This is a genomic window from Actinocorallia longicatena (genome assembly GCF_039534125.1).
Lineage (GTDB): Bacteria > Actinomycetota > Actinomycetes > Streptosporangiales > Streptosporangiaceae > Actinocorallia > Actinocorallia longicatena.
This window is the reverse complement of the sequence record NZ_BAAAUV010000006.1, coordinates 221,740-248,165: the sequence shown is the minus strand read 5'-3', so window position 1 is coordinate 248,165 and position 26,426 is coordinate 221,740. Positions and strand designations below refer to the sequence as shown.

Annotated in this window: 22 protein-coding genes, 4 tRNA genes and 1 pseudogene; 14 read left to right on the top strand and 13 right to left on the bottom strand. The window is 70.6% G+C overall.

What is annotated here, in order from left to right:
• Positions 1 to 102: 102 nt before the first annotated feature.
• From ABD785_RS14580 to ABD785_RS14560, 5 genes are all read left to right on the top strand, one after another.
• Positions 103 to 837 (top strand): hypothetical protein, encoded by a 735-nt coding sequence (locus tag ABD785_RS14580; protein WP_344827860.1) that lies wholly within the window; start codon positions 103 to 105, stop codon positions 835 to 837.
• A gap of 832 nt (positions 838 to 1,669) precedes the next feature.
• Positions 1,670 to 2,845 carry a sensor histidine kinase gene (locus ABD785_RS14575; RefSeq protein ID WP_344827857.1) on the top strand — a complete coding sequence of 392 codons (1,176 nt, stop codon included), beginning with the start codon at positions 1,670 to 1,672 and terminating at the stop codon, positions 2,843 to 2,845.
• Positions 2,842 to 3,495 (top strand): response regulator, encoded by a 654-nt coding sequence (locus ABD785_RS14570; protein ID WP_344827854.1) that lies wholly within the window; start codon positions 2,842 to 2,844, stop codon positions 3,493 to 3,495. The genes ABD785_RS14575 and ABD785_RS14570 overlap by 4 nt, the downstream gene beginning before the upstream one ends.
• A gap of 103 nt (positions 3,496 to 3,598) precedes the next feature.
• On the top strand, positions 3,599 to 4,333 hold the full coding sequence (locus ABD785_RS14565; protein WP_344827851.1) for an ABC transporter ATP-binding protein: 735 nt from the start codon (positions 3,599 to 3,601) through the stop codon (positions 4,331 to 4,333).
• Entirely contained in the window at positions 4,330 to 6,792 is a 2,463-nt protein-coding gene (locus tag ABD785_RS14560; RefSeq protein WP_344827848.1) for an FtsX-like permease family protein, read from the top strand. The genes ABD785_RS14565 and ABD785_RS14560 overlap by 4 nt, the downstream gene beginning before the upstream one ends.
• Before the next feature lie 17 nt (positions 6,793 to 6,809).
• Here the strand turns inward: ABD785_RS14560 and ABD785_RS14555 are convergent, their stop codons facing one another.
• A complete protein-coding gene (locus ABD785_RS14555; RefSeq protein ID WP_344827845.1) occupies positions 6,810 to 7,820 on the bottom strand; it encodes an alcohol dehydrogenase catalytic domain-containing protein in 1,011 nt (336 codons plus the stop codon).
• A gap of 103 nt (positions 7,821 to 7,923) precedes the next feature.
• Here ABD785_RS14555 and ABD785_RS41320 point away from each other — a divergent pair, with 103 nt between their 5' ends.
• Complete coding sequence (locus ABD785_RS41320; RefSeq protein ID WP_425547773.1) at positions 7,924 to 8,829, top strand: alpha/beta hydrolase; 906 nt, start codon at positions 7,924 to 7,926, stop codon at positions 8,827 to 8,829.
• Between the two features lie 1,584 nt (positions 8,830 to 10,413).
• On the opposite strand, the pseudogene ABD785_RS41315 reads toward ABD785_RS41320, so the two are convergent.
• The 3 genes and pseudogenes from ABD785_RS41315 to ABD785_RS14540 all read right to left on the bottom strand — a co-directional run.
• Positions 10,414 to 10,638, bottom strand: a pseudogene (locus tag ABD785_RS41315) (FAD-dependent oxidoreductase); the annotation flags it as partial.
• A gap of 316 nt (positions 10,639 to 10,954) precedes the next feature.
• Positions 10,955 to 11,185, bottom strand: coding sequence for a hypothetical protein (locus ABD785_RS14545; RefSeq protein WP_486303545.1), 231 nt, complete (start codon positions 11,183 to 11,185; stop codon positions 10,955 to 10,957).
• Positions 11,186 to 11,229: 44 nt separating this feature from the next.
• A complete protein-coding gene (locus ABD785_RS14540; RefSeq protein WP_344827837.1) occupies positions 11,230 to 11,592 on the bottom strand; it encodes a YidH family protein in 363 nt (120 codons plus the stop codon).
• Positions 11,593 to 11,681: 89 nt separating this feature from the next.
• On the opposite strand from ABD785_RS14540, the gene ABD785_RS14535 reads away from it, so the two are divergent.
• Together ABD785_RS14535 and ABD785_RS14530 are read left to right on the top strand one after the other, a co-directional pair.
• Positions 11,682 to 12,659: an aldo/keto reductase gene (locus ABD785_RS14535; RefSeq protein WP_344827834.1), complete on the top strand. Its 978-nt coding sequence runs from the start codon at positions 11,682 to 11,684 to the stop codon at positions 12,657 to 12,659.
• A gap of 92 nt (positions 12,660 to 12,751) precedes the next feature.
• Positions 12,752 to 13,147 (top strand): MerR family transcriptional regulator, encoded by a 396-nt coding sequence (locus tag ABD785_RS14530; protein WP_344827831.1) that lies wholly within the window; start codon positions 12,752 to 12,754, stop codon positions 13,145 to 13,147.
• Positions 13,148 to 13,160: 13 nt separating this feature from the next.
• Here ABD785_RS14530 and ABD785_RS14525 read toward each other — a convergent pair.
• Positions 13,161 to 13,235: transfer RNA gene (locus ABD785_RS14525), tRNA-Val, on the bottom strand.
• 78 nt (positions 13,236 to 13,313) lie between these two features.
• Positions 13,314 to 13,736 carry a PGPGW domain-containing protein gene (locus tag ABD785_RS14520; protein WP_344827828.1) on the bottom strand — a complete coding sequence of 141 codons (423 nt, stop codon included), beginning with the start codon at positions 13,734 to 13,736 and terminating at the stop codon, positions 13,314 to 13,316.
• A gap of 274 nt (positions 13,737 to 14,010) precedes the next feature.
• On the opposite strand from ABD785_RS14520, the gene ABD785_RS14515 reads away from it, so the two are divergent.
• Positions 14,011 to 14,430: an SsgA family sporulation/cell division regulator gene (locus tag ABD785_RS14515; RefSeq protein ID WP_344827825.1), complete on the top strand. Its 420-nt coding sequence runs from the start codon at positions 14,011 to 14,013 to the stop codon at positions 14,428 to 14,430.
• 33 nt (positions 14,431 to 14,463) lie between these two features.
• Here the strand turns inward: ABD785_RS14515 and sthA are convergent, their stop codons facing one another.
• Genes sthA through ABD785_RS14500 form a run of 3 tightly spaced genes read right to left on the bottom strand, consistent with a single transcriptional unit; the run spans position 14,464 to position 17,691 of the window.
• Complete coding sequence (gene sthA, locus ABD785_RS14510; protein WP_344827822.1) at positions 14,464 to 15,873, bottom strand: Si-specific NAD(P)(+) transhydrogenase; 1,410 nt, start codon at positions 15,871 to 15,873, stop codon at positions 14,464 to 14,466.
• A gap of 53 nt (positions 15,874 to 15,926) precedes the next feature.
• Positions 15,927 to 16,733, bottom strand: a complete 807-nt coding sequence (locus ABD785_RS14505) for an aminotransferase class IV (RefSeq protein ID WP_344827819.1) — start codon at positions 16,731 to 16,733, stop codon at positions 15,927 to 15,929.
• Complete coding sequence (locus tag ABD785_RS14500) at positions 16,711 to 17,691, bottom strand: chorismate-binding protein (RefSeq protein WP_344827817.1); 981 nt, start codon at positions 17,689 to 17,691, stop codon at positions 16,711 to 16,713. Before ABD785_RS14500 ends, ABD785_RS14505 begins: the two co-directional genes overlap by 23 nt.
• A 122-nt stretch (positions 17,692 to 17,813) precedes the next feature.
• On the opposite strand from ABD785_RS14500, the gene ABD785_RS14495 reads away from it, so the two are divergent.
• The 3 genes from ABD785_RS14495 to ABD785_RS14485 all read left to right on the top strand — a co-directional run bounded on the left by ABD785_RS14495 (position 17,814) and on the right by ABD785_RS14485 (position 18,102).
• Positions 17,814 to 17,885: transfer RNA gene (locus ABD785_RS14495), tRNA-Gly, on the top strand.
• 23 nt (positions 17,886 to 17,908) lie between these two features.
• Positions 17,909 to 17,979 (top strand) — tRNA-Cys (locus ABD785_RS14490).
• A 51-nt stretch (positions 17,980 to 18,030) separates the two neighbouring features.
• Positions 18,031 to 18,102, top strand: a tRNA-Val gene (locus ABD785_RS14485).
• Positions 18,103 to 18,551: 449 nt separating this feature from the next.
• On the opposite strand, the gene ABD785_RS14480 is transcribed toward ABD785_RS14485, so the two are convergent.
• From ABD785_RS14480 to ABD785_RS14470, 3 genes are all read right to left on the bottom strand, one after another.
• Positions 18,552 to 20,120: an alpha/beta hydrolase gene (locus ABD785_RS14480; RefSeq protein WP_344827814.1), complete on the bottom strand. Its 1,569-nt coding sequence runs from the start codon at positions 20,118 to 20,120 to the stop codon at positions 18,552 to 18,554.
• 16 nt (positions 20,121 to 20,136) lie between these two features.
• Positions 20,137 to 21,525, bottom strand: a complete 1,389-nt coding sequence (locus ABD785_RS14475; RefSeq protein ID WP_344827809.1) for a S28 family serine protease — start codon at positions 21,523 to 21,525, stop codon at positions 20,137 to 20,139.
• A gap of 155 nt (positions 21,526 to 21,680) precedes the next feature.
• Positions 21,681 to 23,057, bottom strand: a complete 1,377-nt coding sequence (locus tag ABD785_RS14470; protein WP_344827806.1) for a S28 family serine protease — start codon at positions 23,055 to 23,057, stop codon at positions 21,681 to 21,683.
• Between the two features lie 97 nt (positions 23,058 to 23,154).
• Between ABD785_RS14470 and ABD785_RS14465 the strand changes: the two genes are divergently transcribed.
• Both ABD785_RS14465 and ABD785_RS14460 read left to right on the top strand, forming a co-directional pair.
• The gene (locus ABD785_RS14465) at positions 23,155 to 23,907 is read left to right on the top strand and encodes a hypothetical protein (protein WP_344827803.1); all 753 of its coding nucleotides are present in this window, start codon (positions 23,155 to 23,157) and stop codon (positions 23,905 to 23,907) included.
• Positions 23,908 to 23,966: 59 nt separating this feature from the next.
• Complete coding sequence (locus ABD785_RS14460) at positions 23,967 to 25,610, top strand: ABC-F family ATP-binding cassette domain-containing protein (RefSeq protein WP_344827800.1); 1,644 nt, start codon at positions 23,967 to 23,969, stop codon at positions 25,608 to 25,610.
• Here the strand turns inward: ABD785_RS14460 and ABD785_RS14455 are convergent.
• A complete protein-coding gene (locus tag ABD785_RS14455; RefSeq protein ID WP_344827796.1) occupies positions 25,556 to 26,341 on the bottom strand; it encodes a TetR/AcrR family transcriptional regulator in 786 nt (261 codons plus the stop codon). The two genes, ABD785_RS14460 and ABD785_RS14455, sit on opposite strands and share 55 nt — an antisense overlap.
• Positions 26,342 to 26,426: the final 85 nt, after the last annotated feature.

Genomic DNA, 26,426 nt, shown 5'->3' with positions numbered 1-26,426 from the left:
GGGCTTGCGGGTGGCGGGCCGTAAAAGTCCGCTGCCCGAGAAGGGCCGGGAACCCGGGCAGGGTGGGCGGTGTAGGGAGGGTGGAGGTGGTCGGCGATGCGAATGCCGCGAACAGTGATGATCCTGATGGTGGTCGTGGCGGTTCTCGTGGGAGCGGGGCCCGCGGTGGCGAGAGGCGGGTGGGCCGCGACCGTGGTCGATTCGGGGGTGGGAAGATTCGAGGCCGGCAAGGCTCAGAGCATCGGGTTCTGGGTGTTGCAGCATGGATTCCATCCGTACGACGTGGGGTCGTTCGGGAACGACCTCGGGACGGTCGGCCTCAAGCTGGTGGCCGCGGACGGCACCGAGACGGTCTTCACGGGCAGCGCACTCCCGGAGGCCGCCCACTTCAGCGCGACGGTCACCGCTCCACGCGACGGCACGTACAAGCTCTACGGAATCCAGGGGATCTTCGGCTTCGACCTGGTCGGCTCACTCACGGTCCCGGGATCGCTGACCGTCCTGCCCCGGGAGAAGCCGAGCGCCTCCGAAGCCGCCGGCTATCTCGAGAAATGGGGAGCCGTCCACCCGCCCTACTTCGCGATGACCCCCGCCGAAGAAGGCACCGGCATGGTCACGATCCCTCCGCAGGCACCTCCCGCAGCGGTCGCCCCGGCCCCGTCCGCTCCCTCAGCGACGACCGGCCGGTCCTCATCGTCGACCCCGATCTGGATCGTCTCCATCACCGCGGGCGCCCTTCTCCTGGGCACGGCCTTCACCCTCTACCGCCGCCGCACAGCCGGCCCGCAACGCGAACTGATCGGCTTACAGACGCCGTCACCCGCGGCACCGAGGTGACCCTCTCGCCGTACCGCTACCGTGCGGCATCGAGGTAGCCCTCACGGTGTCCCGCTACCGCGGAGACTCCCACCTGCCCGACCCGGACGCTGCTGGAACGCACCGAGGCGCTGTAACGGGAGAGGCTGTCACGGGATGTGCTGTCACCGTGATGGCGGAGGCGTAGGTATCCGTTTCCGAACACCTGCTCAAAGGCCTCGAGGAGGCTTCAGCTTCCCGGAGCGGCCATCGCTCCACACCGCGATGGCCGCTCCGGGAACGCCTCCGTCGTCCTTGGAATGCGATGGCCGCTCGAACAGCGGCGAAGGCCAAGGAGCAGTTTTCGAAGGCGGCTGCCCCGCCGCGAAGGGCCAGGCACACACCCGGACGTTGCTCGGCACAAGGACCGGTAGCGAATCAGCCCGGAGCGGGAGTGACGGAAGGGAGGAGAGGGGCCGCCCAGAGTTCTGAGCGACCACCCTGAATGCGTTCGAAGGCCGGGTCCGCCTGTGCGTGGTCGGCGGAGGGGAGCGCTTGTAGGTCGTGGAGGAGGCGAACCGGCGCACGGCCGGGTGTGAGCGATCGACGTCTCCGACTTCATGCCCGCCCCCATCCGGCGCCGCGGGCGGCCGTACCGGATCGAAGGATGCGTACCTTCTGTCCGTGGAGGGTGAGAGCTGCGGCGTGGGAGCGATGGAGGTTGTTCCTGGGGTTGCTGGTTAGAAGGGCCCTCAGGCAAGGGTTCCTTGGGGTGAGAGGAGGAACTTGCCCGGGGCGTGTACCGCGGGAGGAGTAGGCGGGGGTGCTTCTCTCAGGGGAGGACGGCGGGGGTGGGGGTGTTTACGGTTGGGGGATGGAGAGAGCTGGGCCGGGGATGTGGCCGCGATTGCGGGATCTGCCGGGCTGGATGGTGCTGGTGCCGGTGGGAGTCGTCGTCGGCGTGGGGTCGACGGGGGCGGCGCGGCGGCACGCGGGGGCCGAGCTGGATCTGGCCGGGTACGGGATGCTCGGGATCGCGGTGGGGGTGCTGGCGCTGCGGCGGCGGTGGCCCGTCGGGGTGCTGGCCGTGGTGGCCGTGGCGACCTCGGTGTACTGGTTGCGCGGCTATGTGCTCGGCCCGTCGTTCCTGCCGCTGCTGGTCGCGGTGGTGGCGGCGGTGGTCGCCGGACGGCGGTGGGCGGCGTGGGGAGCGGCGGCGGGGGTCGCCGCCGCGACGCAGGGCGGGGCGTACCTGTTCGGCGGGGGGACGGTCGTGCGGGCCGGGGTGCCCTCGACGGCGGGGGCGCTCGGAGTCGTCGCGTGGGCGCTGCTCGTCCCCGCGTTCGCCGAGCTCGTGCGCTTTCGGGTGGAGCGGACCGACCAGGCCAGGAGGGTCGCGGCCGAGGAGCACCGGCGGCGCGGCAGCGAGGAACGGCTCAGGATGGCGCGCGAGCTCCATGACGTCCTCGCCCACAACATCTCGATGATCAATGTCAGGGCGGGTGTGGCCCTCCATCTCCTGGACGAGCAGCCGGAGCAGGCCAGGGAGGCGCTCACCGCGATCAAGGCGGCCAGCAAGGAAGCGCTCACCGAGATGAGATCGGTCATCTCGCTCCTCCGGCAGGAAGGCGACACCGCGCCCAGATCACCGGCCGCGGGCCTCGGCGGCCTCCCCGACCTGCTGAAACAGGCGTCGTTCGCAGGGCTCGACGTCGTCCTCGACACGACGGGCGATCCCCGCGGGCTCCCTGCCAACGTCGACCTCGCCACCTTCCGCATCGTCCAGGAATCGCTCACCAACGTCACCCGCCACGCCACGAGCGCCGCGCGGGTGACCGTCCGGCTCGACCACCGGCCCGGAAGCATCCGTGTGCGCGTCGCCGACGACGGGAGTCCGGCCGTCCCCGCCGGGGAAGGGCAGCGGGAGGGGAACGGCGTCGCCGGAATGCGGGAACGGGCGGCCGTCCTCGGCGGGACGTTCACCGCGGGCACGGCCCCGGACGGCGGTTTCGTGGTCGAGGCGGTGCTCCCATGGAAGGCGACGGAATGATCAGAGTCGTGCTGGCAGACGACCAGATGCTGGTCAGGGCGGGTTTCAGGGCACTGCTCGACGCCCAGCCCGACATCGAGGTCGTGGGCGAGGCGGCCGACGGAGAGGAGGCCGTCGCCCTGGTGCGCGAACGCCGCCCCGACGTGGCCCTCATGGACATCCGGATGCCCGTCATGGACGGCCTGGAGGCGACCGCGCGCATCGCGGAGCTCCCGGTCCCGACCAGGATCATCATGCTGACCACCTTCGAGCTCGACGAGTACGTCTTCGAGGCGCTGCGGGGCGGCGCCTCCGGCTTCCTGGTCAAGGACACCGAACCGGCCGAGCTGATCCGCGCGGTCCGGTCGGTCGCGGCGGGGGACGCCCTGCTCTCACCCGGCGTCACCCGGCGGCTGATCGAGGAGTTCGCGATCCGCGCCAAGCCCGCACCGCAGGCCAGGCTCGCCGTCCTCACCGAGCGGGAACGCGAGGTCCTGACGCTGGTGGGGGAGGGCCTGACCAACGACCAGATCGCCGCCCGGCTCGTCGTGAGCCCCGCCACCGCCAAGACCCACGTGTCCAGAGCCATGATCAAGCTGTCGGCGAGGGACCGGGCGCAGCTCGTCGTGCTCGCCTACGAGTCGGGCCTCGTCCGTCCGGGCTGGCTCTGACCGCGCCCGTACCGCGCCGGGCGTAGTGGAGGAGCCGCTCAGGGGCGGACGACGAGGGGCCGGGGTTTCGTCAGGGTCGGGGGAACTGACGAAAGGGCGGAACATGGAGAACGAAGCGGCGGTCCGGATGGTCGGAGCGCGGAAGGTCTACGGATCGGGCGAGACCGAGGTGAAGGCGCTCGACGGTGTCGACCTCAGCATCGGCAGAGGCCGGTTCACGGCCGTCATGGGCCCGTCCGGGGCCGGGAAGTCAACGCTGATGCACTGCGCGGCGGGGCTCGATCCGCTCAGCGGCGGGCAGGTGTTCGTCGGGAAGGTGGAGCTCGGCGAGCTGACCGAACGGCAGCTCACGGTCCTGCGCCGCGAACGCCTCGGGTTCGTGTTCCAGGCGTTCAACCTGCTCCCCACGCTGCCCGCGATCGACAACATCGTCCTCCCCCTGACCCTCGGCGGCAGGCGTCCCGACCCCGGCTGGCTGACCGCGGTCGTCGACGCCGTCGGCCTCGGCGACCGGCTGAGGCACCGCCCGTCGGAGCTCTCCGGTGGCCAGCAGCAGCGCGTGGCGATCGCCCGTGCGCTCGTCACGAGGCCCGAGGTGGTCTTCGCCGACGAGCCGACCGGCGCGCTCGACTCCCGGACGGGCGAGGAGATCCTCGCCTTCCTGCGCGAGGCCGTCACCGAACTCGGCCGGACGGTCGTCATGGTCACCCACGAGCCGACCGCGGCGGCCTACGCGGACGAGGCGGTCTTCCTGGTCGACGGCCGTGTCGACGACGTCATGGCGGGCCCGGCCGCCGACAAGGTGCTCGACCGCATGAAGGCGCTGGGGGAGCGATGATCAGGCTGACCCTCCGGGAGCTCAACGCCCGCAAGCGCAGGCTGGCCGGTTCCTTCGTCGCGGTCCTGCTGGGCGTCGCCTTCCTCGCCGGGACGCTCGTCCTCGGCGACACCCTCGAGAACGGCATCACGACCCTCATCGGCCGCGCCTACGAGGGCACCGACGTCTCCGTCCGCAACGCCGCGAACGTCGCCGACCAGCCCGGCGCCCGCCGCGGCAACATCAACGCGGCCCTCCTTCCCCGGGTCAGGGCAGTCGAGGGAGTCCTCGCGGCCGAACCCGTCATCCAGGGAGTCGGCGAGCCCACCCGGACCGACGGCAAGGCCATCGGCGTCCAGGGCCCGAGGACCGCCGGAAACTGGATCACCGACCCGCGGCTGAACCCCTGGCGGATCGCCGAAGGCCGCGCCCCGCGGGCGCCCGGAGAGATCGTCATCGACCGGAAGGCCGCAGGGGACGGCGACCTGAGGCTCGGCGATCGCACCTTCGTCCTGGTCCCCGACCGCGTCCCCGTGACGATCGTCGGCATCCTGACCTTCGGCGAGGCCGACACCCTCGGCGGCACCTCCTTCGTCGCCTTCACCTACGAGGACGCCCGCCGCCACCTCCTCAGCATCCCGGACCAGGTGACGAGCATCGCGGTCAAGGCCACCGGCGGAACCTCCGGCACGGTCCTCGCCGGCCGTCTCCAGGACGTCCTCCCGCCGGGCGTGGAAGCGATCACCGGCGACGATCTGGCCGCCGAGAACATCGACGCGGTCGGGGTCTTCCTCGACGTCGTCCGGGCGTTCCTGTCCGTCCTGGCAGCGGTCTCCCTGCTGGTGGCCGCCTTCTCGATCCACAACACGTTCGCGATCCTCGTGGCGCAAAGGACCCGTGAGGCCGCGCTCCTGCGGGTGATCGGCGCCTCCCGCCGTCAGATCCTCGCCGGGGTCCTCGTCGAGGCGTCGCTTCTCGGCCTGGCGGGAGCGCTCGCCGGCGGTGCCGCCGGGTACGGGCTGGCGGCGCTGCTCAAGAGGCTGTTCACGGCCATGGGCTTCGGGCCGCCCACCCTGCCGCTCTCCTACGATCTGAGCCCGCTGCTGATCGCGGTGCCGGTCGGCGTCGTGGTCACGCTCGTGGCCTGCGTCGCCCCCGCGGTGCGCGCCGGCCGGGTCTCCCCATTTGAGGCGATGCGGGCCACGGCCGTCGAGACCGGGGGACGGTTCAGGCCCCCCGCCGGTGCCGTGATCGGGACCGCGGCGGCCGCCCTCCTGACCTGGGCGGTCGCCGCGGGGAACCTCGGCCTCGCGGGCGGGGGCGCGGTGCTCGCGCTGATCGCGACGGTCGTCCTCGGACCCCTCGCGGCCAGGCCGTTCACGGGTCTCGCCGGAAGCGCGCTTCCCGGGGTCACGGGCCGCCTGGCCCGGGAGAACACGCTGCGCAGCCCGCGCAGGACCGCGGGCGCCGCGACCTCGCTGATGATCGGCGTCGGGGTCGTGACCCTGTTCACGATCTTCGCCTCCTCCCTCTCCGCGACGGTCGAGCGCGACGCCTCCGACGCCTTCTCCGGAGACCTCGTCGTCGACGCGGGAGGCTTCGGCAACGCCGGATTCAGCCCGCGCCTGGAGACGGACGTCGCCGCTCTTCCGCAGGTAGCGGCCGCCGCCGGGCTCGGCAACGCCCAGGCGCGCATCGACGGCGAGGTCCGCGGCGTGGCGATCGCCGACCCGGTGCGGCTCTCGGGCGTCCTGCGTCTCGGCCGGCCGGCCGACGGGCTGGCCGTCTCCACCGACACCGGCCTGGCCGCCGGGACCCCGGTGCGGGTGACCTTTCCCGACGGAGCCGTCGAGACCCTCCCGGTCGCGTCGACCTTCCACCCGATCGGCGGATTCTCCGACTATGTCATTCCGCGGAGCGCCTGGCGGCCGCACGTCGCCCAGCAGCTCGACGCCCGCGTCTACGTGCGGCTGAGGCCGGGCGCCGTGCTCGCCGACGCCGAGAAGGCCGTGGAACGCGCTTCGGCCGTCCACGGATCGCCCGACGTCCAGACCCGGCCGGAGTTCGTCGACGCCCGTACCGAGCCGGTCCGCGACCTGCTGATGATCGTCTATGTGATGCTGGCGCTCGCGATCCTGATCGCGCTGACGGGCATCGCCAACACCCTGTCGCTCGCCGTCCACGAACGGACCAGGGAGCTGGGCCTGCTGCGGGCGGTCGGCGCGACGAGGCAGCAGGTGAAGGCGACGATCCGGTGGGAGTCCCTGCTGGTGGCCCTGTTCGGGACGGCAGGGGGCGTCGCCCTCGGGACCGTGCTCGGCTGGGTGCTGGTGGAGGCGGGCGGGTCGGTCTTCGACCTGCCGCTGCCGCCCATCGCGATCATCCTGGCGGTCGGCGCGTCGGCCGGAGTCCTCGCCGCGATCCGCCCGGCCCGCCGCGCCGCCCGGTTGCCCGTGATCACCGCACTCGCGGCGCTCTAGGGTCTGAGGAGGGGCTCTCAGGAGCCGTCCAGGACGATCACGGAGCGGCTGGTGCCCGGCTTGCCCTCGGCCATGGCGGCCAGGAGGGCGGGCGCCTCGGCCAGGGCGACGGGCGTGACCGCGGGCAGGATCTGGTGGGCGGCGGCGAAGGCCAGGGCGTCCCGGAGGTCGTGCGGGGAGCCGGACGGCATGCCCATGACGCGGATCCTGCCGAGGACCAGCGCCGAAGGCGAGATCGTCAGGGGCTCCCGGCCGTAGCCGAGCATCAGCAGGGTTCCGTCGGGGGCCGTTCCCGGCAGCGACTCCTGGGCGACGAGGGAGGTCGGGGCGGTGTTCACCACCAGGTCGGCGCCGCCCCATGCGCTGAGCGCCGCGCCCGGATCCTGGTCGTTGGTCGCGATCACGAGCTCGACGCCGTCGTCGGCCAGTTCGGGTCTGCGGCTGCGGGAGACGACCGCGACCCGGGCGCCCATGGCCACGGCGAACCGGACGGCCATCATCCCGACACCGCCCGTCCCGATCACCGCGACCTTGGTGCCGGGGACCGCCCCGCCGTGCCGCAGCCCGTTGAACGCGGTGATCCCCGCGCACATCAGGGGGGCCGCCGCGACGGGGTCCAGGGCCAGCGGGACCGGGGTGACGAAGCCGGTCTGGGCGACCATGTAGTCGGCGTATCCGCCGTCGACGCCGACGCCGGTGATCCGCTTGCGCGGGCAGAGGATCTGGTCGCCGCGCACGCACAGGTCGCAGTGGCCGCACGAGTCGTACAGGAACGGGACCCCGACGGGCGTCCCGATCGGCGGGAAGCTGACGCCCTCGCCGAGCGCGGTCACCACCCCGCTGATCTCGTGCCCCGGGACGACAGGGAAGCGGCCGAACGGATAGTGCCCGCGCAGGTGGTTGACCTCGGAGAAGCACATGCCGCAGGCCGTCACCTTGACGAGCAGCTCGCCGGGACCGGGTTCCGGAATCTCCCGTTCGACCAGTTCGAGCGCCGTCTCCGGCGCGTTCAGCACAGCAGCCCGCATGCGTCCCCCTGAAGATCAGGCCCCAGGAACTCCTACCGTCGACCGTGTTCTCGGCAAACTTCGTGAGAAGTCATGATTTCGATGTGACGGAGTCGTCGGCACGATGGGTCCGCTCCGGGGTAAGGAGGGGGTCATGGGTCGTGATCCGGAGTATCTGGCGTTCGTGCGCAGGATGGCGGAGCTGCCGCCGCCCGAGGACGCCTCGGTGGCGGGCATGCGCGCCGACGCGCGCCGGGCGATGGCGGAACTGCCCCGCCTGACGGTCGGCGAGGTGCGCGATGTCGACGCCGGAGGGGTCCCGGCGCGGCTGTACCGCCCGGAGGGCAGGGACGACGGCCCGGTCGTCGTCTACCTCCACGGGGGCGGCTGGGTGATCGGCGACGTCGAGTCCTACGACCCCGTGGTCAGGGCCCTGGTCGCGGCATCGGGCGTCGCCTTCCTGTCGGTCGACTACCGCCTCGCTCCCGAACATCCCTATCCGGCGGCGGTCGACGACGCCGAGCGCGCCGTCCGCTGGGCGCTGTCGCGCTTCGACGAGGTCGGCGTCGCCGGGGAGTCCGCAGGAGGCCAGATCGCGGTGTCCTGCCTGCTGCGCGGGGTGCGCGGGCCCAGCCGTCTGACGCTGATCTATCCCGCTCTGGACCTGCGGGTCTTTCCCGATCCGCTGCCCGACCCCGACGGCATCCCCTTCGCGCCCGGCGGCCCCAACCAGAGCCTCGACGCCTACGTCGCCGGCACCGACCCCGCCGACCCGGGCCTGTCCCCGCTGCTGGCCCCCGACCTGTCCTCCCTCCCGCCGACCCTGCTCGCCCTGGCCGAGTTCGACCGGCTCCGCCCGCAGGGCGAGGCGTTCGCGCGACGGCTGGAGGAGGCGGGCGTACCCACCACCGTCCATCCGGGCCGGGGCCTCGACCACGGCTGGATGAGCTGGTTCCCCTACGCCAGGGCACCCGAACGCGCCCTGGAGGAGGTCGGCCGCCAGATGGGCGGGCACTTCACCAGGGTGTGATCCGGCCCATGGCGGGACGGCCCGCTGCCGCCGGGCGACGGAGCGGTCCGCCGCCGGTGGGTCAGCCGAGCTGGGTGACCGCGCGGGCGGCCGCGTCGATGGCGGCGTCGGCGTAGGCGCGGGCCTCGGAGTCGGAGTTGGCGATGGTGATGCGGCCGTAGGGCTTCTGGCCGATCTTGTTCGGGAGCGGTCCGGCGGGCCAGAAGGGCGCCCACGGACGCGCGTACTCCAGGGCGTAGCCATGGCCCCAGCGGTTGATCGTGATGCCCTGGATGTCGCGGGCGGGGTCGAAGCCGCCCGGGCCGAGCAGGCGGGTGAGCTGGTCGCGGATCGTCGCTCGTAGTACTCGAACGGGGTCTGGTACAGCGCGCGCCGGCCCGACAGGATGCCGCCGCGCGGGTTCTCGCCCTCGGCCGTCGCCATCCGGATCATGTGGACGAGGATCGGCTGGGAGGGGTCTTCGGAGAACTCGTAGCCGCCCATGCTGACGGGGTAGTCGAGCTCGGCGACCTGCCAGTACGGCCCGGTGAAGCGGGTGTGGAAGATGCCCAGCCTGTGCCAGGCCTGCCAGTTCCGCAGCTGGACCATCGCGTAGATGATCGGCAGCTTGATGCCGTACTGCAGCGCCTGCTTCTGGTCGCCGGTCAGCTCCGGCGCGATGAACGGGATCATCGTGTTGTAGCAGGCCAGGACCGCACCGCCCGCCGTCACGCTGTGGACCTTGCCGTCCGGCGCCTCGTACCGCACCCGGACGGTCTTCGTCGCCGGATCGTCGTTGACGTGCCTGACCTCGACGACCGGGCTGTTCAGCCGCACCCTGACGTCGTTGGCCGCGACGTCGAGCCGGGAGTAGTCGATCCTGGCCAGCGGATCGGTGTCCATCGTGGCGGGCGCGCCGGTGCCCGGGATCATCCGCCCGATCATCAGCTTGCACAGGGCGTTGTTGCCCTCGGGAAAGTGGTAGATGTACGGATCGTCCTCGTCCCACTGGATCTGGATCGTCTTGATGCAGCGCGGGTCGGGCTTCGTGTTGTCGATCTTGAGACCCTGGAAGCCGGGGTACTCCTCGGCCCAGGCGTCGAGCGCGCCGAACGCGTCGATCCCGTAGCCCCACTCGTCCGAGGTGTAGGTCTGCATGTAGCGGACGACGTCGGGGTGCACCTTCGCGACGTCGGCCAGGTACTGCTTGTAGGTCATCTCGACCAGGCGGTTCTTCTTCTCCGCGTCCGTCAGGCCCGGCATGAAGTCGCCCGGGTTGTTGTTGATCATCAGGATGTCGGCCTTGGCCTTCGCGGCGATGGGCGCGTTCGCCAGCCCGGCCGCCGTCGGGACGCCGTCCTCGGTCGCCTTGGCCAGGTGGTCGCGGCCGAAGCTCTCCTTGTTGAAGAACTCCGAGTCGGTGAGCTTCCAGCGCTTGTTGAAGTCCTGGTCGTAGTACTTGTCGAACTTCTTCACATCGACGCCGAGGTCGGCGAGCAGGCCCCGGGCGGTTCCGCTCCACACCGACGGGCCCTCGATCGACTGTGAGCCGCCGTAGCCGATGATCAGCTTGCCGTCGGGGCTGAACTCGTCGCGGCGGGCGTGGCCGCCGAAGTCGTCGTGGTTGTCCAGGACGAGGATCTTCGCGCCGGGGTGCTTCCTGCGGTAGAAGTACGCGGCGCTCAGCCCGCTGATCCCGGCCCCGACCACGACCAGGTCATAGACCTCCTCCGTCTCGACCTCGTCCTTGCGGCCCGACCAGTAGCTGCCGTCGCGGAGTTCGTGCGGGACCCGCAGGGCGGCGTTCGTGCTGCCCCGCAGGCCCGTCATCGCCGGCGGGTAGGCCGGGTTCCCCTGGCCCCTGTCGGCCCAGCCGCCCGCGGGCGCGCCGTTCTGGTCGCGTCCGGACGCGTTCCGCGCGGTCTTCTCGACCGAGCAGCCCGCCAGCCCCGCCGCCGTCGCCATGACCGCGATGCCGTCGAAGAAGTCCCTGCGGCTGATCCGCCGGTCCATCCCCAGCTCACGGTCGCTGAAGGACGGCCGGTACGGCTCCCACTCCTGCATGTTCCCCCCTGAGGTGTCCGGGCGGATCACATCGCGGCGCCGTCCCGCATGCCAAGATCACGGCCGGGCGGGTGGAGAACCTTTAGCGGAGAACGAGCCCGAAGAGGAAGAAGGCCGCGCAGGCCGAGGAGGTCGCGGCCGTCAGGGCGATCATGACGCCGCGGCCCGGCCGGGGCGTGCCGCCCGCCCGCAGCACCACCAGGACGGCCACGAGGACACCGGCCGCCGCGAGCATCGTCCGGGTGCCGAACAGGTGTCTGGAGAGCCCGAGCATCGCCGCGAGATAGCACAGCAGGGTCCGGGACCAGGCCATGCTGGTACGTTCCAACTGGGCTCCGGGATCTCCCTCCAGATCCCTCACCCGGTGATCAGCGCCAGGGTGATGGCCGCCGCGACCGCGACGGTCAGCGTCACGGCGGGCAGGAACGCCCCGCCGGGCAGCGCCCTGTCCTGCCGCAGGGCCCGTTCGCTCTGCATCCACCGCACGAATCCGAAGACGGGACCCGCGATCGCCAGGGACACCAGGAGCGCGGAGGTGAACCGGACCGCGAGATCATGGCTCTTGCTGATCGCCTCCAGTGCGACCCCGGTCGCGAGCAGCGCCAGTGACGTGCGGATCCAGGCGAGGAAGGTGCGTTCGTTCGCGAGGGAGAAGCGCGGGTCGGGCTCGTCGCCGACGTCGTAGACGGCACGTGGCCGGCGTCGGCGGTCTTCGGGCATGAGGCGGACCTTCCGGGGGCACGGTGGAATCAGCAGTCTAAATGCACCGGGACAATTGTTAATAACTATGAATTACCGGGATGGTTGATATGGAAAAGCGGAAGATGTGCGGCCGCGAAGTGTCCGTCGTGGGACTCGGCACGTGGCAGCTCGGCGCCGACTGGGGCGACGTCGAGGAGAAGGACGCCCTGGCCGTCCTGGACGCGGCGGTCGAGTCGGGCGTCACCTTCTTCGACACCGCCGACGTCTACGGCGACGGCCGCAGCGAGACGCTGATCGGCCGCTATCTGCGCGACCGCCCCGACGCGGGGATCTTCGTCGCGACGAAGATGGGCCGCAGGATGGAGCAGATCCCGGAGAACTACGTCCTGGAGAACTTCCGCGCGTGGACCGACCGTTCACGGAAGAACCTGGGCGTCGACACCCTCGACCTCGTCCAGCTCCACTGCCCCCCGACGCCCGTCTACTCCTCCGGCGAGGTCTTCGACGCCCTGGACACCCTGGTCGAGGAGCAGCGCATCGCGGCCTACGGCGTCAGCGTCGAGACCTGCGCGGAGGCCCTGACGGCGCTCACCCGTCCCGGCACCGCCAGCATCCAGATCATCTTCAACGCGTTCCGGCTCAAGCCTCTGGAGGAGGTCCTGCCCAGGGCCGCGGCGCAGGGTGTGGGGATCATCGCCCGGGTCCCGCTGGCCTCGGGTCTCCTGTCCGGCCGCTACACCAGGGAGACGGTCTTCGCCGCCGACGACCACCGCACCTACAACCGGCACGGTGAGGCGTTCGACCAGGGTGAGACCTTCTCCGGCGTGGACTTCGCGACCGGCGTCGAGGCCGCCGGCGAGTTCTCCGCCCTGGCCCCCGAGGGTGCCACCCCGGCCCAGACCGCCCTCCGCTGGATCATCCAGCAGCCCGGCGTCACCACGGTCATCCCCGGCGCCCGCAATCCCGCACAGGCCCGGGCCAACGCCGAGGCCGCCGCCCTCCCCGCGCTGCCCGCCGAGACCCTCACCGCGATCACCGAGCTCTACGACCGCTCCTTCCGCGCCCAGGTCCACCCCCGCTGGTAGCGCGCTCCCGGCCCCGGGCCCGGCCCCGGGGCCGGGCCCGGGGCCGGGGCCGGGCCTCCTCCGGGCGGCGGATCGGCGGTTATCTTCTCTGCATGCAGTACTACTCCCCGGGCGAGACCGCCGAGCGTTCAGGCTTCACCCTCGACACCCTCCGCTACTACGACAAGCTGGGCCTGCTCGGCGAGCTCTCCCGCACCCCCGGCGGCCGCCGCCGCTTCACCGACGACGACCTCAGCTGGCTCAACATGCTCCGCTGCCTGCGCGAGACCGGCATGCCCATCGCCGAACTCCAGCACTTCGCCGAACTCTGCCGCGACCCCGACTCCGTCCCCGCCCGCATAGCCCTCCTGGAATCCCACGAAGCCCAGGTCGAGGCCCAGATGGACCGCCTCCGAACCCAGCAGTCCCACATCCAGGGCAAAATCGCCCACTACCGCTCCACCCGGACGACAGAAAAGCCGGCTCCGTGTTCCGGAACCGGCTTCTGACCAGGTAAAACGCTGGTGGGCGATACTGGGTTCGAACCAGTGACCTCTTCGGTGTGAACGAAGCGCTCTCCCACTGAGCTAATCGCCCGTTGCGGCTGCGGTTTCCCGCGTTCGCGACTCGCATAGGTTAGCGCGTTCGGGGGGTGGTTCGCACATCGGAAACGCGTCAGCGGGTGTTGATCTTGCTCCAGTCGGCGTTCCAGGGGAGATCGGTGCCGACGATGAGGAGATAGGCGATCAGGGCGGCGGCGACGAGGAGGCCGCCGATGACCGCGAGGATCATGTTGCGGCGTCGGGTGGCCGGGTCGAGGGCGCGCTCCTTGGCACGTTCCGCCGCGTTCTTGGCCTTGCTCAGGGCCGTCTGGGCCCAGACGAACTCCGTGGCCAGGATGCCGAGGCCCACGATGATGCCGAGGAAGCCGGGGCCGGGGAGGACCATCATGGCCAGGCCGGCGGCCAGGACCGTCGCGCCGACGGTGAAGACGCCCACCCTCCAGGTGGTGTCGAGGAACGTGTTGCTCCTGACCGACTCTCGGAAGCGGGTGTATCGGCCGGGACCCTCGGAGTCCTTTTCCTGGTTTATCGCCACGGTTTTACTCTACGGGATCGGACGGACCGCGGAGCGATCACGGAACGTGGGCCCGCCACTCAAACCTACCTTCCAGGACAGCTCTACCCTCCCCTCTGCGTCCGCATTTGCCCAGGTCAAGGATGACTTGGCGAACCGCTCGCAGGGATCCTCCTGGGAATGTTCTGACGAAGTCCCGCCGTTACGCGTCATAGATCAGGGGGACATCCGTTGGAGGGACGTAGTCCTCATCGGAGCGCTCGTGACACCGGGCCCGACGTCTGAAGGAATGGCGATGAACAGCAGCACCACCGTCTCCGCGGAGCTTGGCCTTCGGCTCGTCGTGCCCGACCGTACGACCGTGCCACTGCTGGCGACGCTCGAGTACGCAGCCGACGATCCGTACGCGATCCGCATGGCCTTCCATGTGGGCAACGACGAGCCGGTCGAATGGATATTCGCCCGGGAGCTCCTGACCGTGGGCATCGAACGCCGGGCAGGGGACGGCGACGTCCAGGTCTGGCCCGCGGGCCCCGACAACGACCGCACGCTGAACCTGGCGCTGTCGTCGCCGTTCGGGAACGCCCTGTTCGACGTCCCGCTGACGCCGATGGCCGACTTCCTGCACAAGACCTACGACATCGTCGCGGCCGGCCGCGAGACCGAGTTCGTGGATCTCGACGCCGAACTCGAACACCTGCTCTGGTCGTCCTGACGGCCCGCCCGCGCGCGGTCCGTCCGGCGGCCGTCAGCCCTCGATCTCGGCGGACAGACGGGCGATGGCCCGCATCTTGTTCATGGCGTCGAGGGCGGCGACCTTGTAGGACTCGGCCAGCGTCGGGTAGTTGAAGACGGCGTTGACCAGGTAGTCGACCGTCCCGCCCAGGCCCATGACGGTCTGGCCGATGTGGACGAGCTCGGTCGCGCCGGTCCCGAACACGTGGACGCCCAGCAGCTTGCGGTCGTCGGGGGAGACCAGCAGCTTGAGCATCCCGTAGGAGTCGCCGATGATCTGGCCGCGGGCCAGCTCGCGGTAGCGGGAGATGCCGACCTCGAACGGGATCCGCTCGCGTGTCAGCTCGTCCTCCGAACGGCCCACGAAGCTGATCTCCGGGATCGTGTAGATGCCGATCGGCTGGAGTTCGTGCATGTCCGCGACGGGTTCGCCGCACGCGTGCTGGGCGGCGAGCCGGCCCTGCTCCATCGAGGTGGCGGCGAGGGCGGGGAAGCCGATCACATCGCCGACGGCGTAGATGTGCGGGACGCTCGTCACGTAGTCGCGGTCGACCGCGATCCGCCCCCGGTCGTCCGCCACGAGCCCGGCCGCCTCGAGGCGGAGCTCGGCGGTGCGGCCCTGGCGCCCCGCGGAGTACATGACGCAGTCCGCCGGGATCTTCTTGCCGCTCTCCAGGACCGTCAGGGCCCCGCGGGGACGCCTTTCGACCGCCTGGACGCTCTCGCCGAACCGGAAGGTGACCGCCAGGTCGCGCAGGTGGTACTTGAGCGCCTCGACGATCTCCAGATCGCAGAACTCGAGCATCCGCTCGCGCCGCTCCACCACCGTGACCTTGGTGCCGAGCGCCGCGAACATGGACGCGTACTCGATGCCGATCACCCCGGCCCCGACGACGACCATGGTGTCGGGCACCCGGTCGAGGTGCAGGATGGCGTCGGAGTCCATCACCGTACGGTCGTCGAACTCGACGGTCGAGGGCCGCGCCGGGGTAGTCCCGGTCGCGATCACGATCTTGTCGGCCGTGACCTTGTGCTCCTGGTCGCCGGTCACGCCGATGGTGTGCGGGTCGAGGAAGCGGCCCGTCCCCTCCAGCATCGTCACCCGGTTGCGGGCGAGCTGGCTGCGGATGACCTGGATCTCGCGGCCGATGACGTGCTGGGTGCGGATGCCGAGGTCGGCGACGGTGATCTCGTCCTTGACCCGGTAGGACTGGCCGTAGAGCTCCCGCTGGTTGAGGCCGGTGAGGTAGAGCACGGCCTCGCGCAGGGTCTTGGACGGGATCGTTCCAGTGTTGATGCAGACACCGCCGAGCATCTGGTGCTTCTCGACGATGGCCGCTCTCTTGCCGAGTTTCGCGGCGGCGATGGCGGCTTTCTGGCCGCCCGGACCTGATCCGAGCACAAGGAGATCGAAGTCGTACACGGGTCCAGTCTGAACGCGGAAGGCCGACGGTATAAGGCCTCCCGGGTAACAAGTCAGGGATCTACGTGCTCCGCCGCCCGGGACAGGAAGATCTCCCGCGCCTTGCGGGTCACCGGGCCGACCGCGATCTCGCGGCCGTCGACCAGGGAGACCGGCTGGACGTCGCGGGTGGTCGAGGTGAGGAACACCTCGTCGGCCTCGTAGAGGGCCTGGAGCGGGACGTCGCTCTCGTCGACGTCCATCCACTCGGTCACCAGGGCGCGGGTCACCCCGGCCAGGCAGCCGCTCGACAGCGGCGGGGTGATCACGCGGCCGTCCTTGACCAGGAAGATGTTCGAGCCCGTGCCCTCACAGAGGTTCCCCGCGAGATTGCCGAAGATCGCCTCTCCCGCCCCCTGGGCCTTGGCCCTGGCCAGGGCGATCACGTTGTCGGCGTAGGAGATCGTCTTGAGCCCGCTGAGCGGCCCGCGCTCGTTGCGCGGCCACGGGACCACCGCGATCGCCCCGGTGTCGGGGAACGGCTTCTGCTCGCCCGCGAGCAGGATCGTGGTGGGGCCGTCAGGTCCCCGGTCGGAGCCGAGCGGGCCGGGGCCGCCGGTGTAGGTGATCCGCAGCCGGCCGAGTTCCCAGGCCGCCCCGTCGAGGATCTCGGCCACCCCGCGCCGCACGGCGGCGTCGTCGGGCTCGGGCAGGCCGAGGCCGCGGGCGGAGAACGCCAGCCGGTCCAGATGACGGGTCAGCGCGAACGGCGCCCCGCGGACGATCTTGATCGTCTCGAAGACGCCGTCGCCCACGGTGATCCCGTGGTCGATCACGCTGACTTGGTCGCGTCCCAGCTCACCGTTGACCCAGACCCGCACCGGCCACCTCCAGAAGATTCTTGGCTTTGAGCTCAGTCTCGAACCATTCTCTCGTGGGCTCGGATCCCCACGTGATCCCGGCCCCCGTCCCGAAGCGCAGCAGGCCGTCCTCGATCCAGAACGTCCGGATGCCGACCGCCAGCGCCGCGGTGCCCCGGTCGGCGTCCACCCAGCCGATCGCCCCGCAGTAGGGACCGCGCGGGGCCGGCTCCAGCTCCTCGATGATCCTCAGCGCGCTGGACTTCGGCGCGCCCGTCACCGAACCCGGCGGGAAGGTCGCCTCGATGATCTCCGGCCAGGACCGGGAGGTCGACGCCTGGACGGTCGAGACCAGATGGACCAGCCCCGGATGCTCCTCGACGACGCACAGCTCCGGCACCGCCACGCTGCCCACCTCCGCGACCCGGCCCAGATCGTTCCTGACCAGATCGACGATCATGACGTTCTCCGCATGGTCCTTCGGCAGCAGATCGGCGGCCGTCCGCCCGGTGCCCTTGATCGGCCGCGACGTCAGCAGCCTCCCGTCGCGCGCCAGGTACAGCTCGGGGCTGGCGCACGCCACCTCCAGCCCGGGGACGCTGATCGTCATCGCGTGCGGTGCCGGATTGCCCACCGCCAGCCGTGCTCCCAGCCCCGCGATCCCGTCGTCGACCGGAGCCTCCAGGATCCGGCAGAGGTTCGCCTGGTAGACGATCCCGTCCGCGATCGCCTCCCGGATCCTCGCGACCCCCGCGACGTAGCCGGCCTCGTCGAGCGAACTCGACCACGCCCCCGGTCCCCGCCACCGGCCCCCCGGATGCGGAGCCCGCCGTACGTCGGTGAACCGGGCACACGTCACCTTTCCCTCATAGGTGACGACCACCGCCCACCAGCCACGCGAGCCCAGAACGCCGAGATCGCAGCTGATCTCGGCGAGGCCCGTGGCCAGAAGCCCGTCCACATGGGCGAACGCGTCCATGCCCCCAGTCTCCCGGACCCGGCGCCCTGCCCCGCCCCCGGTATTCAGTTTGGCGAAGCGCGCAGAGTTGGCTATGGTTTTCCTCGTCGCCAACGGAGCGGAAACGCCCCGCCGGACGGCACGCGGAAGTGGCTCAGTGGTAGAGCATCACCTTGCCAAGGTGAGGGTCGCGGGTTCGAATCCCGTCTTCCGCTCCGAGGGGTCAGCCAGACCTCGCGGTGGAGTGGCCGAGAGGCGAGGCAGCGGCCTGCAAAGCCGTCCACACGGGTTCAAATCCCGTCTCCACCTCGGTCGTTGCAGCCAGCAACATCCACTAAGCTACACACGCATCACCATCTCGGACGATTAGCTCAGCGGGAGAGCGCTTCCCTGACACGGAAGAGGTCACTGGTTCAATCCCAGTATCGTCCACCGGTTCGCAGGCCCGCCGCGAAGGAAGTTCCGCTTCCTTCGCGGCGGGCCTTCGGCGTTCTCCCGGGGAGAGTGCCGAAGGTGCGAGACGGGGACGGGTGCCCTTGCCCGGGGGGAATGGGCACGGCACCCGTCCCCGCGGGCCCACCCGCTGCGCTGGGAGCGCGGATGGGCGGGATCCTCGGCCGGGGGGGTGGCCGAGGAGGAGCGGGGGATCGGGGTGGTTCTCTCGCGGCACCGGGGAGGCCTTCGATGGACTCGACAGTCGGTGACTGGAGTGGGCCACGCCTCCGGACCCCTAATTGAAGCGAGTGTAACCGGAGGGTGAGGACCATGGCGAGGTTTAGGGAAATTCTCTCGCGGGCCCCACGGAAAAGGGCCGGTCCCGCCGCGTGGACGGGACCGGCCCTCATCGGGTGGGAACTCCGGGGGCCGGAGCCGTGATCGGGTTATCCGCGGCCTCCCGGGCGTGGGAGGGCCGGAGCGGTCTTCCGGGTCTCGGCCGCCGGGTAGGCGTCTCCGGCCGGGGGCCGGGGGACCGGGTCGCACCGCAGGTCCGACCGGTTGCCGGGCTTGCGGGCGGGGAGGGTGCCGTCGAGGAGGTAAGAGGCGACGGTGTCGTCGACGCAGGCCACGCCCGACAGGGATCCGGCGTGGGTCGTGCCGCCGACGCCCTCCACGAGCACCGACCTCGGGAACAGCCTGCGGACCGCGAGGCCGCCCGCGAACGGGGTCGCGGCGTCGTCGGTCTCGCCGATGAGCAGGACCGGGGGCGCCTTCTTGCCCTTGACGTCCACCGGCTTGCCGGCCTTCGCGGGCCAGAAGAGGCAGGGGGCGTTGAACCAGGCGTTCGCCCAGGTCTCGAACGGTGCCTTGGCGTAGGTCGCCCAGTTGTCGCGGCGCCACTTGGACCAGCTCCGCGGCCACTGGACGTCGGTGCACTGGACGGCGTTGTAGACGGCGAATCCGTTGTCGTCGGCCGTGGCCGGGTCGAACCCGTACAGGTCGATGAGCTGGTCCGCCGCCGCCTCGTCACCGTTGAGGACCCAGTCGGAGAAGGCCTTGCCCTCGAGCGACCAGTTGTAGACGTAGTAGCCGGCGTCGAGGAAGATGTCGGTCCACTCGTCGGGGCCGATCTTGCCTCCGGCGGGCTTGGCGTCCAGCTTGGGCAGCTGGGCGTACCAGAGCCTCTCGACCTTCTTGGCGTCCGTGCCGAGGTGGAAGGTCGCGTCGTTGTCGGCGACCCACCTGAACCAGATCTTGATGTTCCGGTCGAAGGCGACGTCCTGGTCGAGGTTGGCCTGGTACCAGACCTTGGACGGGTCGACGTTGCTGTCCAGGACGAAGCGCCGCACCCGGTCGGGGAAGAGCGTCGCGTAGACCTGGCCGAGGTAGGTGCCGTAGGAGAAGCCGTAGAAGTTGATCTGCTTCTCGCCGAGCGCCGCCCGGATGGCGTCCATGTCGCGGACCGTGTCGGTCGTCTTCATGTTGCCGAGCAGGGCGCGGCTGTTCTTGTCCTCGCACGCGTCGGCGTAGGCCTTCGAGCGCTGGAGCCAGGTCTCCTCGAGCTTCCGGGTCGTCGGAACGTAGTTCGGCCGGTCCCAGCCCGCGTAGCCGGGGACGCAGCTCAGCGACGGCTTGCTGGAGCCGACGCCGCGCGGGTCGAACCCGATCCAGTCGTAGGAGTCGCTGGCCGCGCCCGGCAGGAGCGCCTGGCCGAGAACCGAGTAGATCAGTCCGGAACCGCCGGGGCCGCCCGGGTTGGTGAGCATGACGCCCTGCGAGGTCGCCGACTTGTGCCGGACGATCGACACCGCGAGCTGAATCTTCTCGCCCCGCGGCCTGGAGTAGTCGAGCGGCACGGAAAGGAACCCGCACTGCGCGCCATAGGCCTGGAGGGTCCGGTTCTCACAGGCGCCCCAGTCGACGGACGCCGGGGGAGCGGCCTGAGCGGGCAGGGCGGACAGCGCCCCGGCCGTGAGGAGCAGGCCCGCGGCCAGTCCCAGGATCTTCTTCATGGAGAGCACTCCTTTCCTAGAGGCGCGGGCGCTCCTGCGTCAGCGGGTCGATGTCGGTGAGCGAGGCCTTGAGCTGGGCCGGGGGAGCGGTCACTCCCGCCCAGCGGTAGAGGTCGGCGGTGGCCTTTCCGCGCTGCGCGTCGGGCAGCAGGGAGATGAGCCGGCCGCTGTGGTACATCCCGGCGACGGTGTAGACCGAGGAGTCGCGGCTGCCGGCGCCGAGCCGGAACGGCTCGGCGCCCCACGGGTCGTTGCCGCCGTAGAGGAACATCAGCCTGCTGCCGTGACGCTTGACCCAGGTGTCGATGTCGAGCATGGCCAGAGGCTCGAACCGCATCGGGATCTCCGCCGGGACGTAGGTCCGCGGCACGTAGGTCTCCTCGTGCCGGAGCAGGCCCTTGAGATGCCTGAACTTCGGCGCGGGCCAGCCGAGCTGGGTGCCCGCCTGGTAGTAGTACGGCACGTACGGCGCGAGCGACTGGTCGGTGTAGCCGAGGGCGCCGACGATCGCGTCGATCGTGTCGTAGAGCTCGTCGACGGTGGCCGTCGCGGGGTCGGGCAGTGAGGCGCAGTCGGCCTCGAGGTTGTACTGCCAGTAGGCCCACTCGAAGTCCATGACCGAATTCTCGAACGCGATGTCCACGGTCCTCATCTGGGCGAAGGTCTGGCCGTCCGCGTCGGCCGCGGCCTTGATCTTCGCCTCGAGCGGGGCGCGGTTCTCGAGGAAGGCTTTCTGAAGCCCGCGCAGGTGGTCGCGGCAGGAGGTGTCGGTGCCGACCCGCTGGAGGAAGCGGTCGTAGGCGGAGTCCTCCTTGTTGACCACGTCGTTGGGCGCCACGTAGACGACCGAGCCGTCGACGTCGCCGGGGTAGAAGCGGCGGTGGTAGGTCGCGGTCATGCCGCCCTTGCTGCCGCCGGTGGAGATCCATTTGGCCCCGTAGACGGTCTTCAGCGCCTTGATGAGGCGGTGCTCGTCGGTGGCGGCCTGCCAGATCGTGTCCTTCTTCCAGTCCGCCGGCTCGGGCCTGGAGGGGGTGAAGTAGCGGTACTCGACCGAGATCTGGTTGCCGCCCGTCAGGGTCATCGGCTCGGATCTGAACATGTACTCGGGCGTGTTGTAACCGGAGGTGTAGAGGATCATCGGCAGATCCTCGGCCTTGTGCTCCAGCATGATCCGCTGCTCGAACCAGGCGCGTTCGGGGTGCCGGTGGTCGACCGGCTGCCGGTAGTTCAGCCAGAACCAGCGGTAACCCGCCAGGGTCGACGGCTTCTCCTCGACCGTCATTCCCGGAATCGCCTTGAGGCGTTCGGCGATGTCCGGTGGCGCGGCGGCCTGCGCGGGGAGGGCCTGGACCAGGGCCCCTGCCAGCACGAAGGCCGTGGTCAGGGCTCGAAAGCGTCGCATGGATCATCCCTTCCGATCACAACTCCGTGATCGCAGCTCCTTCGCGACGCTAAAGCGGCATGTGTTGGACAAAAAGGCTCAAGTTATTTCGTTATCGGCACGTGATCGCCGTCTTACAAAGAGCACATGCCGATCCCGTGAAATCGACCGGCCATTCAGAGGCGCGGATGCGTGTCCGCCAGCGGATCCGCCGCCGTCTCGCCCGGGAGGCGCTGCGGAGGGGCGGTGACGCCCGCCCAGCGGAGCAGATCGGCGGTCGCCCTGGCCCGCTGCTTCGGCCTGAGGTCCCCGATGCTCGCGCCGTGGTTCATCCCCGGCGCGACGTAGACGGCGGAGTCGCGGCTGCCGGCGCCGAGGCGGAACGGCTCCGCGCTCCACGGGTCGTTCTGGCCGTAGACGAACATCAGCCGGGTGCCGTGGCCGCGCACCCAGGAGTCGATGTCGCGCATCGCGTCCTTCCGGAACCGCATCTTGATCTTCCTGCTGACGTAGGTCCTCGGCAGGTAGTAGGACTTCGCGTGGCGGAGCAGGCCCTTGAGGTGCCTGAACCTCATGCTGGGCCAGCCGAGCTGGATCCCGGCCTCGTAGTAGTACGGCAGGGACGGCCTGAGCGAGGCGTCGTCGTAGGAGGTCGCCCCGACGACCCGGTCAAGGGTCGCGTACAGCGTCCGGACGCTCGCCTTCCGCGGATCCGGCAGCCGCTTGCACGAGCCCAGGAGGTCGTACTGCCAGAACATCCACTCGAAGTCCATGACGGCGTGCTCGAACGCCACGTCGGCCGACCGGACGATCCCGAACGTGCCGCCGGCCGCCCTGATCTTCTTGACCATCGCCGGGCGATGCCGGAGGAAGGCCCCCTGGAGGCCGCGCAGGCGGTCGCGGCAGGCGTGGTTCCGGCTCTGGAGGAAGCGGTCGTAGGCGCCGTCCTTCGCGTTGTCCACGTCGTTGGGCGCGACGTAGGCGACGGTGCCGTCCACGTCGCCGGGGTGGAAGCGCCGGTGGTAGACCGCGGTCATCCCGCCCTTGCTCGCACCGGTGGAGATCCATTTGGCCCCGTAGACGGCCTTCAGCGCGACGATCAGGCGGTGGTCGTCGGCGGCCGACTGCCAGACCGTGTCCTTGGACCAGTCGGCGGGCCTGGGCCGGGAGGAGCCGAAGAACCGGTGCTCGACGGTGACCTGGTTGGCGTCGAGGAGTTCGGTCACCTCGCTGAGCCCGGGGGAGTCGGCGGCGGTGTAACCGCTGGTGTGCAGGACCATCGGACGCTCGGCCGACCGGTGCTCCAGCATGATCCGCTGCCTGAACCAGCCCCGCCCGGGATGGCGGTGGTCGGCCGGCTGGCGGTAGGTCAGCGAGATCGAGCGGTAGCCCGACCCGTCCCCGTGGTCGTCCACGACCTTCATCCCCGGGATCGCCTTGAGCCGCGCGACGATGTCGGCGGGAGCGGCGGCATGGGTGGGAGCGGAGATGACGGGTCCCGTCAGGGCGAGGGCGGTCGCCAGCGCGGTGACCTGGGCCCGAAAGCGGTGCATGAGCGGACAAGGTATCGGATTTCGGATGTCGCAATTGACATCTGAGTGGCCGCTCACTCATGATGAGTGGGTGCTCACTCATACTGGGAGGACGGAGATGGACGTCGTGACGACCGGCGGCAGGACCGCACGGATCTGCGCTGCCGTGGGCGTCGTCCTGATGGCCGCGGGGATCTTCCACCTGGGGGTCTTCCTGGTCGACGGCGGGCCTTGGGAGGGGCCCGTGTCCTGGCGCAAGCCCGCCACCTTCGGGCTGTCGTTCGGGCTGACCCTCCTCACGGTCGTCTGGCTGGCGTCCCTGCTGCCGCTCGGGAGCACGGCCAGGGCCTGGCTGCTGGGGCTGTTCGCCGCCGACAGCGTGGTCGAGGTCGGCGGGATCACCCTCCAGGCGTGGCGGGGCGTTCCCTCGCACGTGAACATGGAGGGCGGGGCCAACACGACCGTCTCGATGGTGCTGGCGGCGGGGGGCGGGCTGCTGATCGTCCTGCTGGGGTGGATGGCCGTCGCGGCCTTCCGGGGGAGCCCGGCGGCGGCGCCCTCGATGCGGCTGGCCCTGCGGTACGGGTTCGCCTCGTTGATGATCGGGCTCCTCTCGGGGGCGGCGATGATCGCCAGGGGCGTCCCGGAGGCCAGGGGAGGAGAGCAGCAGCGGGCATACCATGATGTGGGCTTCCTCAAGGCGGTCCACGGCGTCAGCCTGCACGGCGTGCTCGTCCTGCCCGCTCTCGCCTGGGTCCTCTCCCGGCTCGACCTGCCGGAGGAGCGTCGTACCGCCTGGGTCAGGGCGGGGGTCGCCGTTTATGCGGTCGCGATCGCGGGGGCGCTCGTGGTCTCCTTGGCCGGAGTGTGAGCGGGCCCGGCCCCAGGGCGGGGCCCGTGTTCGGTGCGGAAGATGAATGAGGGGCGGATATGGGGCACGTAGAGGTGGGGCATGTGAGTCATGTCCTCCCCGACGGACGGGTGCTGCTGAACGACGTGTCGTTCCGGGTCGGGGACGGCGTCACCGCGGCGCTGGTCGGCCCGAACGGAGCGGGCAAGACGACGCTGATGCGGCTCGTCGCCGGCGACCTCGCCGCTCAGGACGGGACCATCTCCCGCAGCGGCGGTCTCGGCGTGATGCGCCAGTTCGTCGGCAACATCCGCGAGGAGATGGAGGTCCAGACCCTCCTGCTCAGCACCGCCCCGGAGCGGCTCCGCAAGGCGGGGGAGGCGGTCGAGGCCGCCGAGCTGGCCATGATGGAACGCGACGACGAGCCCAGCCAGATGCGCTACGCCAACGCGCTCGCCGAGTGGGGCGACGCCGGCGGCTACGACGCCGAGGTCGTCTGGGACGCCTGCTGCATGGCGGCGCTCGGCGTGGAGTTCCAGGCCTGCCGCTACCGCGACGTCAAGACGCTGTCGGGCGGCGAGCAGAAGCGCCTGGTCCTGGAGGCCCTGCTGCGCGGGCCCGAGGAGGTCCTGCTCCTGGACGAGCCGGACAACTACCTCGACGTCCCCGGCAAGCTCTGGCTCGAGGAACAGCTGAAGGCCACGCCGAAGACCGTCCTGCTGGTCTCGCACGACCGCGAGCTCCTGGCCCGCGCCGCCGAGCGCATCGTGACCGTCGAGAGCGGCCGGATCTGGGTGCACGGCGGCGGCTTCGCCGGGTACGCCGAGGCGCGCCGCGACCGCAACTCCCGCCTGGACGAGCTGCGCCGCCGCTGGGACGAGGAGCACGCCAAGCTCAAGGAGCTGGTGCTGACCCTCGGCCAGAAGGCCAAGTTCAACGACGGTCTCGCCTCCCGCTACCAGGCGGCCCAGACCCGGCTGCGGAAGTTCCTCGAGGAGGGCCCGCCCGAGGCTGCCCCGCCGGAGCAGAGCCTGAAGATGAGACTCCGCGGCGGCCGCACCGGCAAGCGCTCCGTCATCTGCGAGGGACTCGAGCTGACCGGGCTGATGAAGCCCTTCGACGCCGAGATCTGGTACGGCGAACGGGTCGGCGTCCTCGGCTCCAACGGCTCCGGCAAGTCCCACTACCTGCGGCTGCTCGCCGCCGCGGGAGAGGAGCTGCCGAGAGGGGCGGCCCCGGCCGAGCCCGTCGCGCACACGGGCGTCGGCAGGCTGGGCGCGCGGGTCGTGCCGGGCCGGTTCGCCCAGACGCACGCCAGGCCCGACCTCGCCGGACGCACCCCGTGCGAGATCGTCATGACCGAGCACGCGTTCTTCAAGAACGACGCGATGTCCGCACTCGCCCGCTACGAGCTGCAGAAGTGCGCGGAGCAGCCGTTCGACACCCTCTCCGGCGGGCAGCAGGCCCGGCTGCAGATCCTGCTGCTCGAACTGGGCGGAGCGACCCTGCTCCTGCTCGACGAGCCGACCGACAACCTCGACCTGGCCAGCGCCGAGGCGCTCCAGGAGGGCCTGGAGTCCTTCGAGGGCACCGTTCTCGCGGTCACCCACGACCGCTGGTTCGCCCGCTCCCTCGACCGTTTCATGATCTTCGGTTCGGACGGCCGGGTCTACGAGTCACCGGTGCCCGTCTGGGACGAGTCGAGGGTCGTACGCCCGCGGTGAGCCGGGCCGCCGAGGCCGCCCGGCTTTCCGACGCTCGCCTCGATCCCGTCGAGCAGCCATTCGAGCCCCTGCTCGAACCGCTGCTCGGGGCTCGGCTTGACGAAGGAGCCGGCGCGGAGGAGCGGACCGAGGCGGGGGAACTCCGGGCCTTCGGTCAGGGCCAGCAGGTAGGGCAGCTTCTCGTCGTGGCCGCCGCAGCGGTCGCGGTGCAGGTCGGCGTCCGAGGCCTCCCGGATGACGCAGCCCAACATGTAGTGGGTCACGGCGCCGACGACCCGGATCGCCGACGGGCCGTCCAGGCCGAGCCCGTCGAGGGCCTTCAGGCACTGCTCCAGGTGGTGGAGCCGGTTCGGTCCCGGGCTGAAGCGCTGGAAGCCGATCATCTCGGTCAGCCAGGGATGCCGGAGCAGGACCTGCCGCTCCAGCCGGGTGATCCGCGTGATCGCCTCGCGCCAGTCGGCGGGAAGCTCGGCGTCGGCCACGAGGATCTCGCTGATGACCTCGTCGGCCATGAGGTCCAGCAGGTCTTCCTTGCGGTCGATGTGCGTGTAGAGGCTCATGGCCCGGGCGCCGAGGTGGGCGGCGATCCGGCGGATCGAGATCGCGGCGAGGCCTTCGGTGTCACCGATCTCGATCGCGGCCGCCACGATCGCCTCACGGGTGAGGGCGGGGCGCCGGGACGGCGGATTCCGCGTCCACACCGGGCTGTCTGGCGTCGATGGACCCGTCATACCGGGATTCTAACTCGTACGGTGTAGCGGAGGGCGCTACGGTGTACGTATACCGATACACCGTACGGAAGAGAGCGCGCCGCTC

Excerpts from the sequence above, each read along its gene's own strand:
- ABD785_RS14580 (WP_344827860.1), top strand. The coding sequence starts at position 103 with ATGCCGCGAACAGTGATGATCCTGATGGTGGTCGTGGCGGTTCTCGTG.
- ABD785_RS14575 (WP_344827857.1), top strand. The coding sequence starts at position 1,670 with ATGGAGAGAGCTGGGCCGGGGATGTGGCCGCGATTGCGGGATCTGCCG.
- ABD785_RS14570 (WP_344827854.1), top strand. The coding sequence starts at position 2,842 with ATGATCAGAGTCGTGCTGGCAGACGACCAGATGCTGGTCAGGGCGGGT.
- ABD785_RS14565 (WP_344827851.1), top strand. The coding sequence starts at position 3,599 with ATGGAGAACGAAGCGGCGGTCCGGATGGTCGGAGCGCGGAAGGTCTAC.
- ABD785_RS14560 (WP_344827848.1), top strand. The coding sequence starts at position 4,330 with ATGATCAGGCTGACCCTCCGGGAGCTCAACGCCCGCAAGCGCAGGCTG.
- ABD785_RS14555 (WP_344827845.1), bottom strand. The coding sequence starts at position 7,820 with ATGCGGGCTGCTGTGCTGAACGCGCCGGAGACGGCGCTCGAACTGGTC.
- ABD785_RS41320 (WP_425547773.1), top strand. The coding sequence starts at position 7,924 with ATGGGTCCGCTCCGGGGTAAGGAGGGGGTCATGGGTCGTGATCCGGAG.
- ABD785_RS14545 (WP_486303545.1), bottom strand. The coding sequence starts at position 11,185 with ATGGCCTGGTCCCGGACCCTGCTGTGCTATCTCGCGGCGATGCTCGGG.
- ABD785_RS14540 (WP_344827837.1), bottom strand. The coding sequence starts at position 11,592 with ATGCCCGAAGACCGCCGACGCCGGCCACGTGCCGTCTACGACGTCGGC.
- ABD785_RS14535 (WP_344827834.1), top strand. The coding sequence starts at position 11,682 with ATGGAAAAGCGGAAGATGTGCGGCCGCGAAGTGTCCGTCGTGGGACTC.
- ABD785_RS14530 (WP_344827831.1), top strand. The coding sequence starts at position 12,752 with ATGCAGTACTACTCCCCGGGCGAGACCGCCGAGCGTTCAGGCTTCACC.
- ABD785_RS14515 (WP_344827825.1), top strand. The coding sequence starts at position 14,011 with ATGAACAGCAGCACCACCGTCTCCGCGGAGCTTGGCCTTCGGCTCGTC.
- ABD785_RS14500 (WP_344827817.1), bottom strand. The coding sequence starts at position 17,691 with ATGGACGCGTTCGCCCATGTGGACGGGCTTCTGGCCACGGGCCTCGCC.
- ABD785_RS14480 (WP_344827814.1), bottom strand. The coding sequence starts at position 20,120 with ATGAAGAAGATCCTGGGACTGGCCGCGGGCCTGCTCCTCACGGCCGGG.
- ABD785_RS14475 (WP_344827809.1), bottom strand. The coding sequence starts at position 21,525 with ATGCGACGCTTTCGAGCCCTGACCACGGCCTTCGTGCTGGCAGGGGCC.
- ABD785_RS14470 (WP_344827806.1), bottom strand. The coding sequence starts at position 23,057 with ATGCACCGCTTTCGGGCCCAGGTCACCGCGCTGGCGACCGCCCTCGCC.
- ABD785_RS14465 (WP_344827803.1), top strand. The coding sequence starts at position 23,155 with ATGGACGTCGTGACGACCGGCGGCAGGACCGCACGGATCTGCGCTGCC.
- ABD785_RS14460 (WP_344827800.1), top strand. The coding sequence starts at position 23,967 with ATGGGGCACGTAGAGGTGGGGCATGTGAGTCATGTCCTCCCCGACGGA.
- ABD785_RS14455 (WP_344827796.1), bottom strand. The coding sequence starts at position 26,341 with ATGACGGGTCCATCGACGCCAGACAGCCCGGTGTGGACGCGGAATCCG.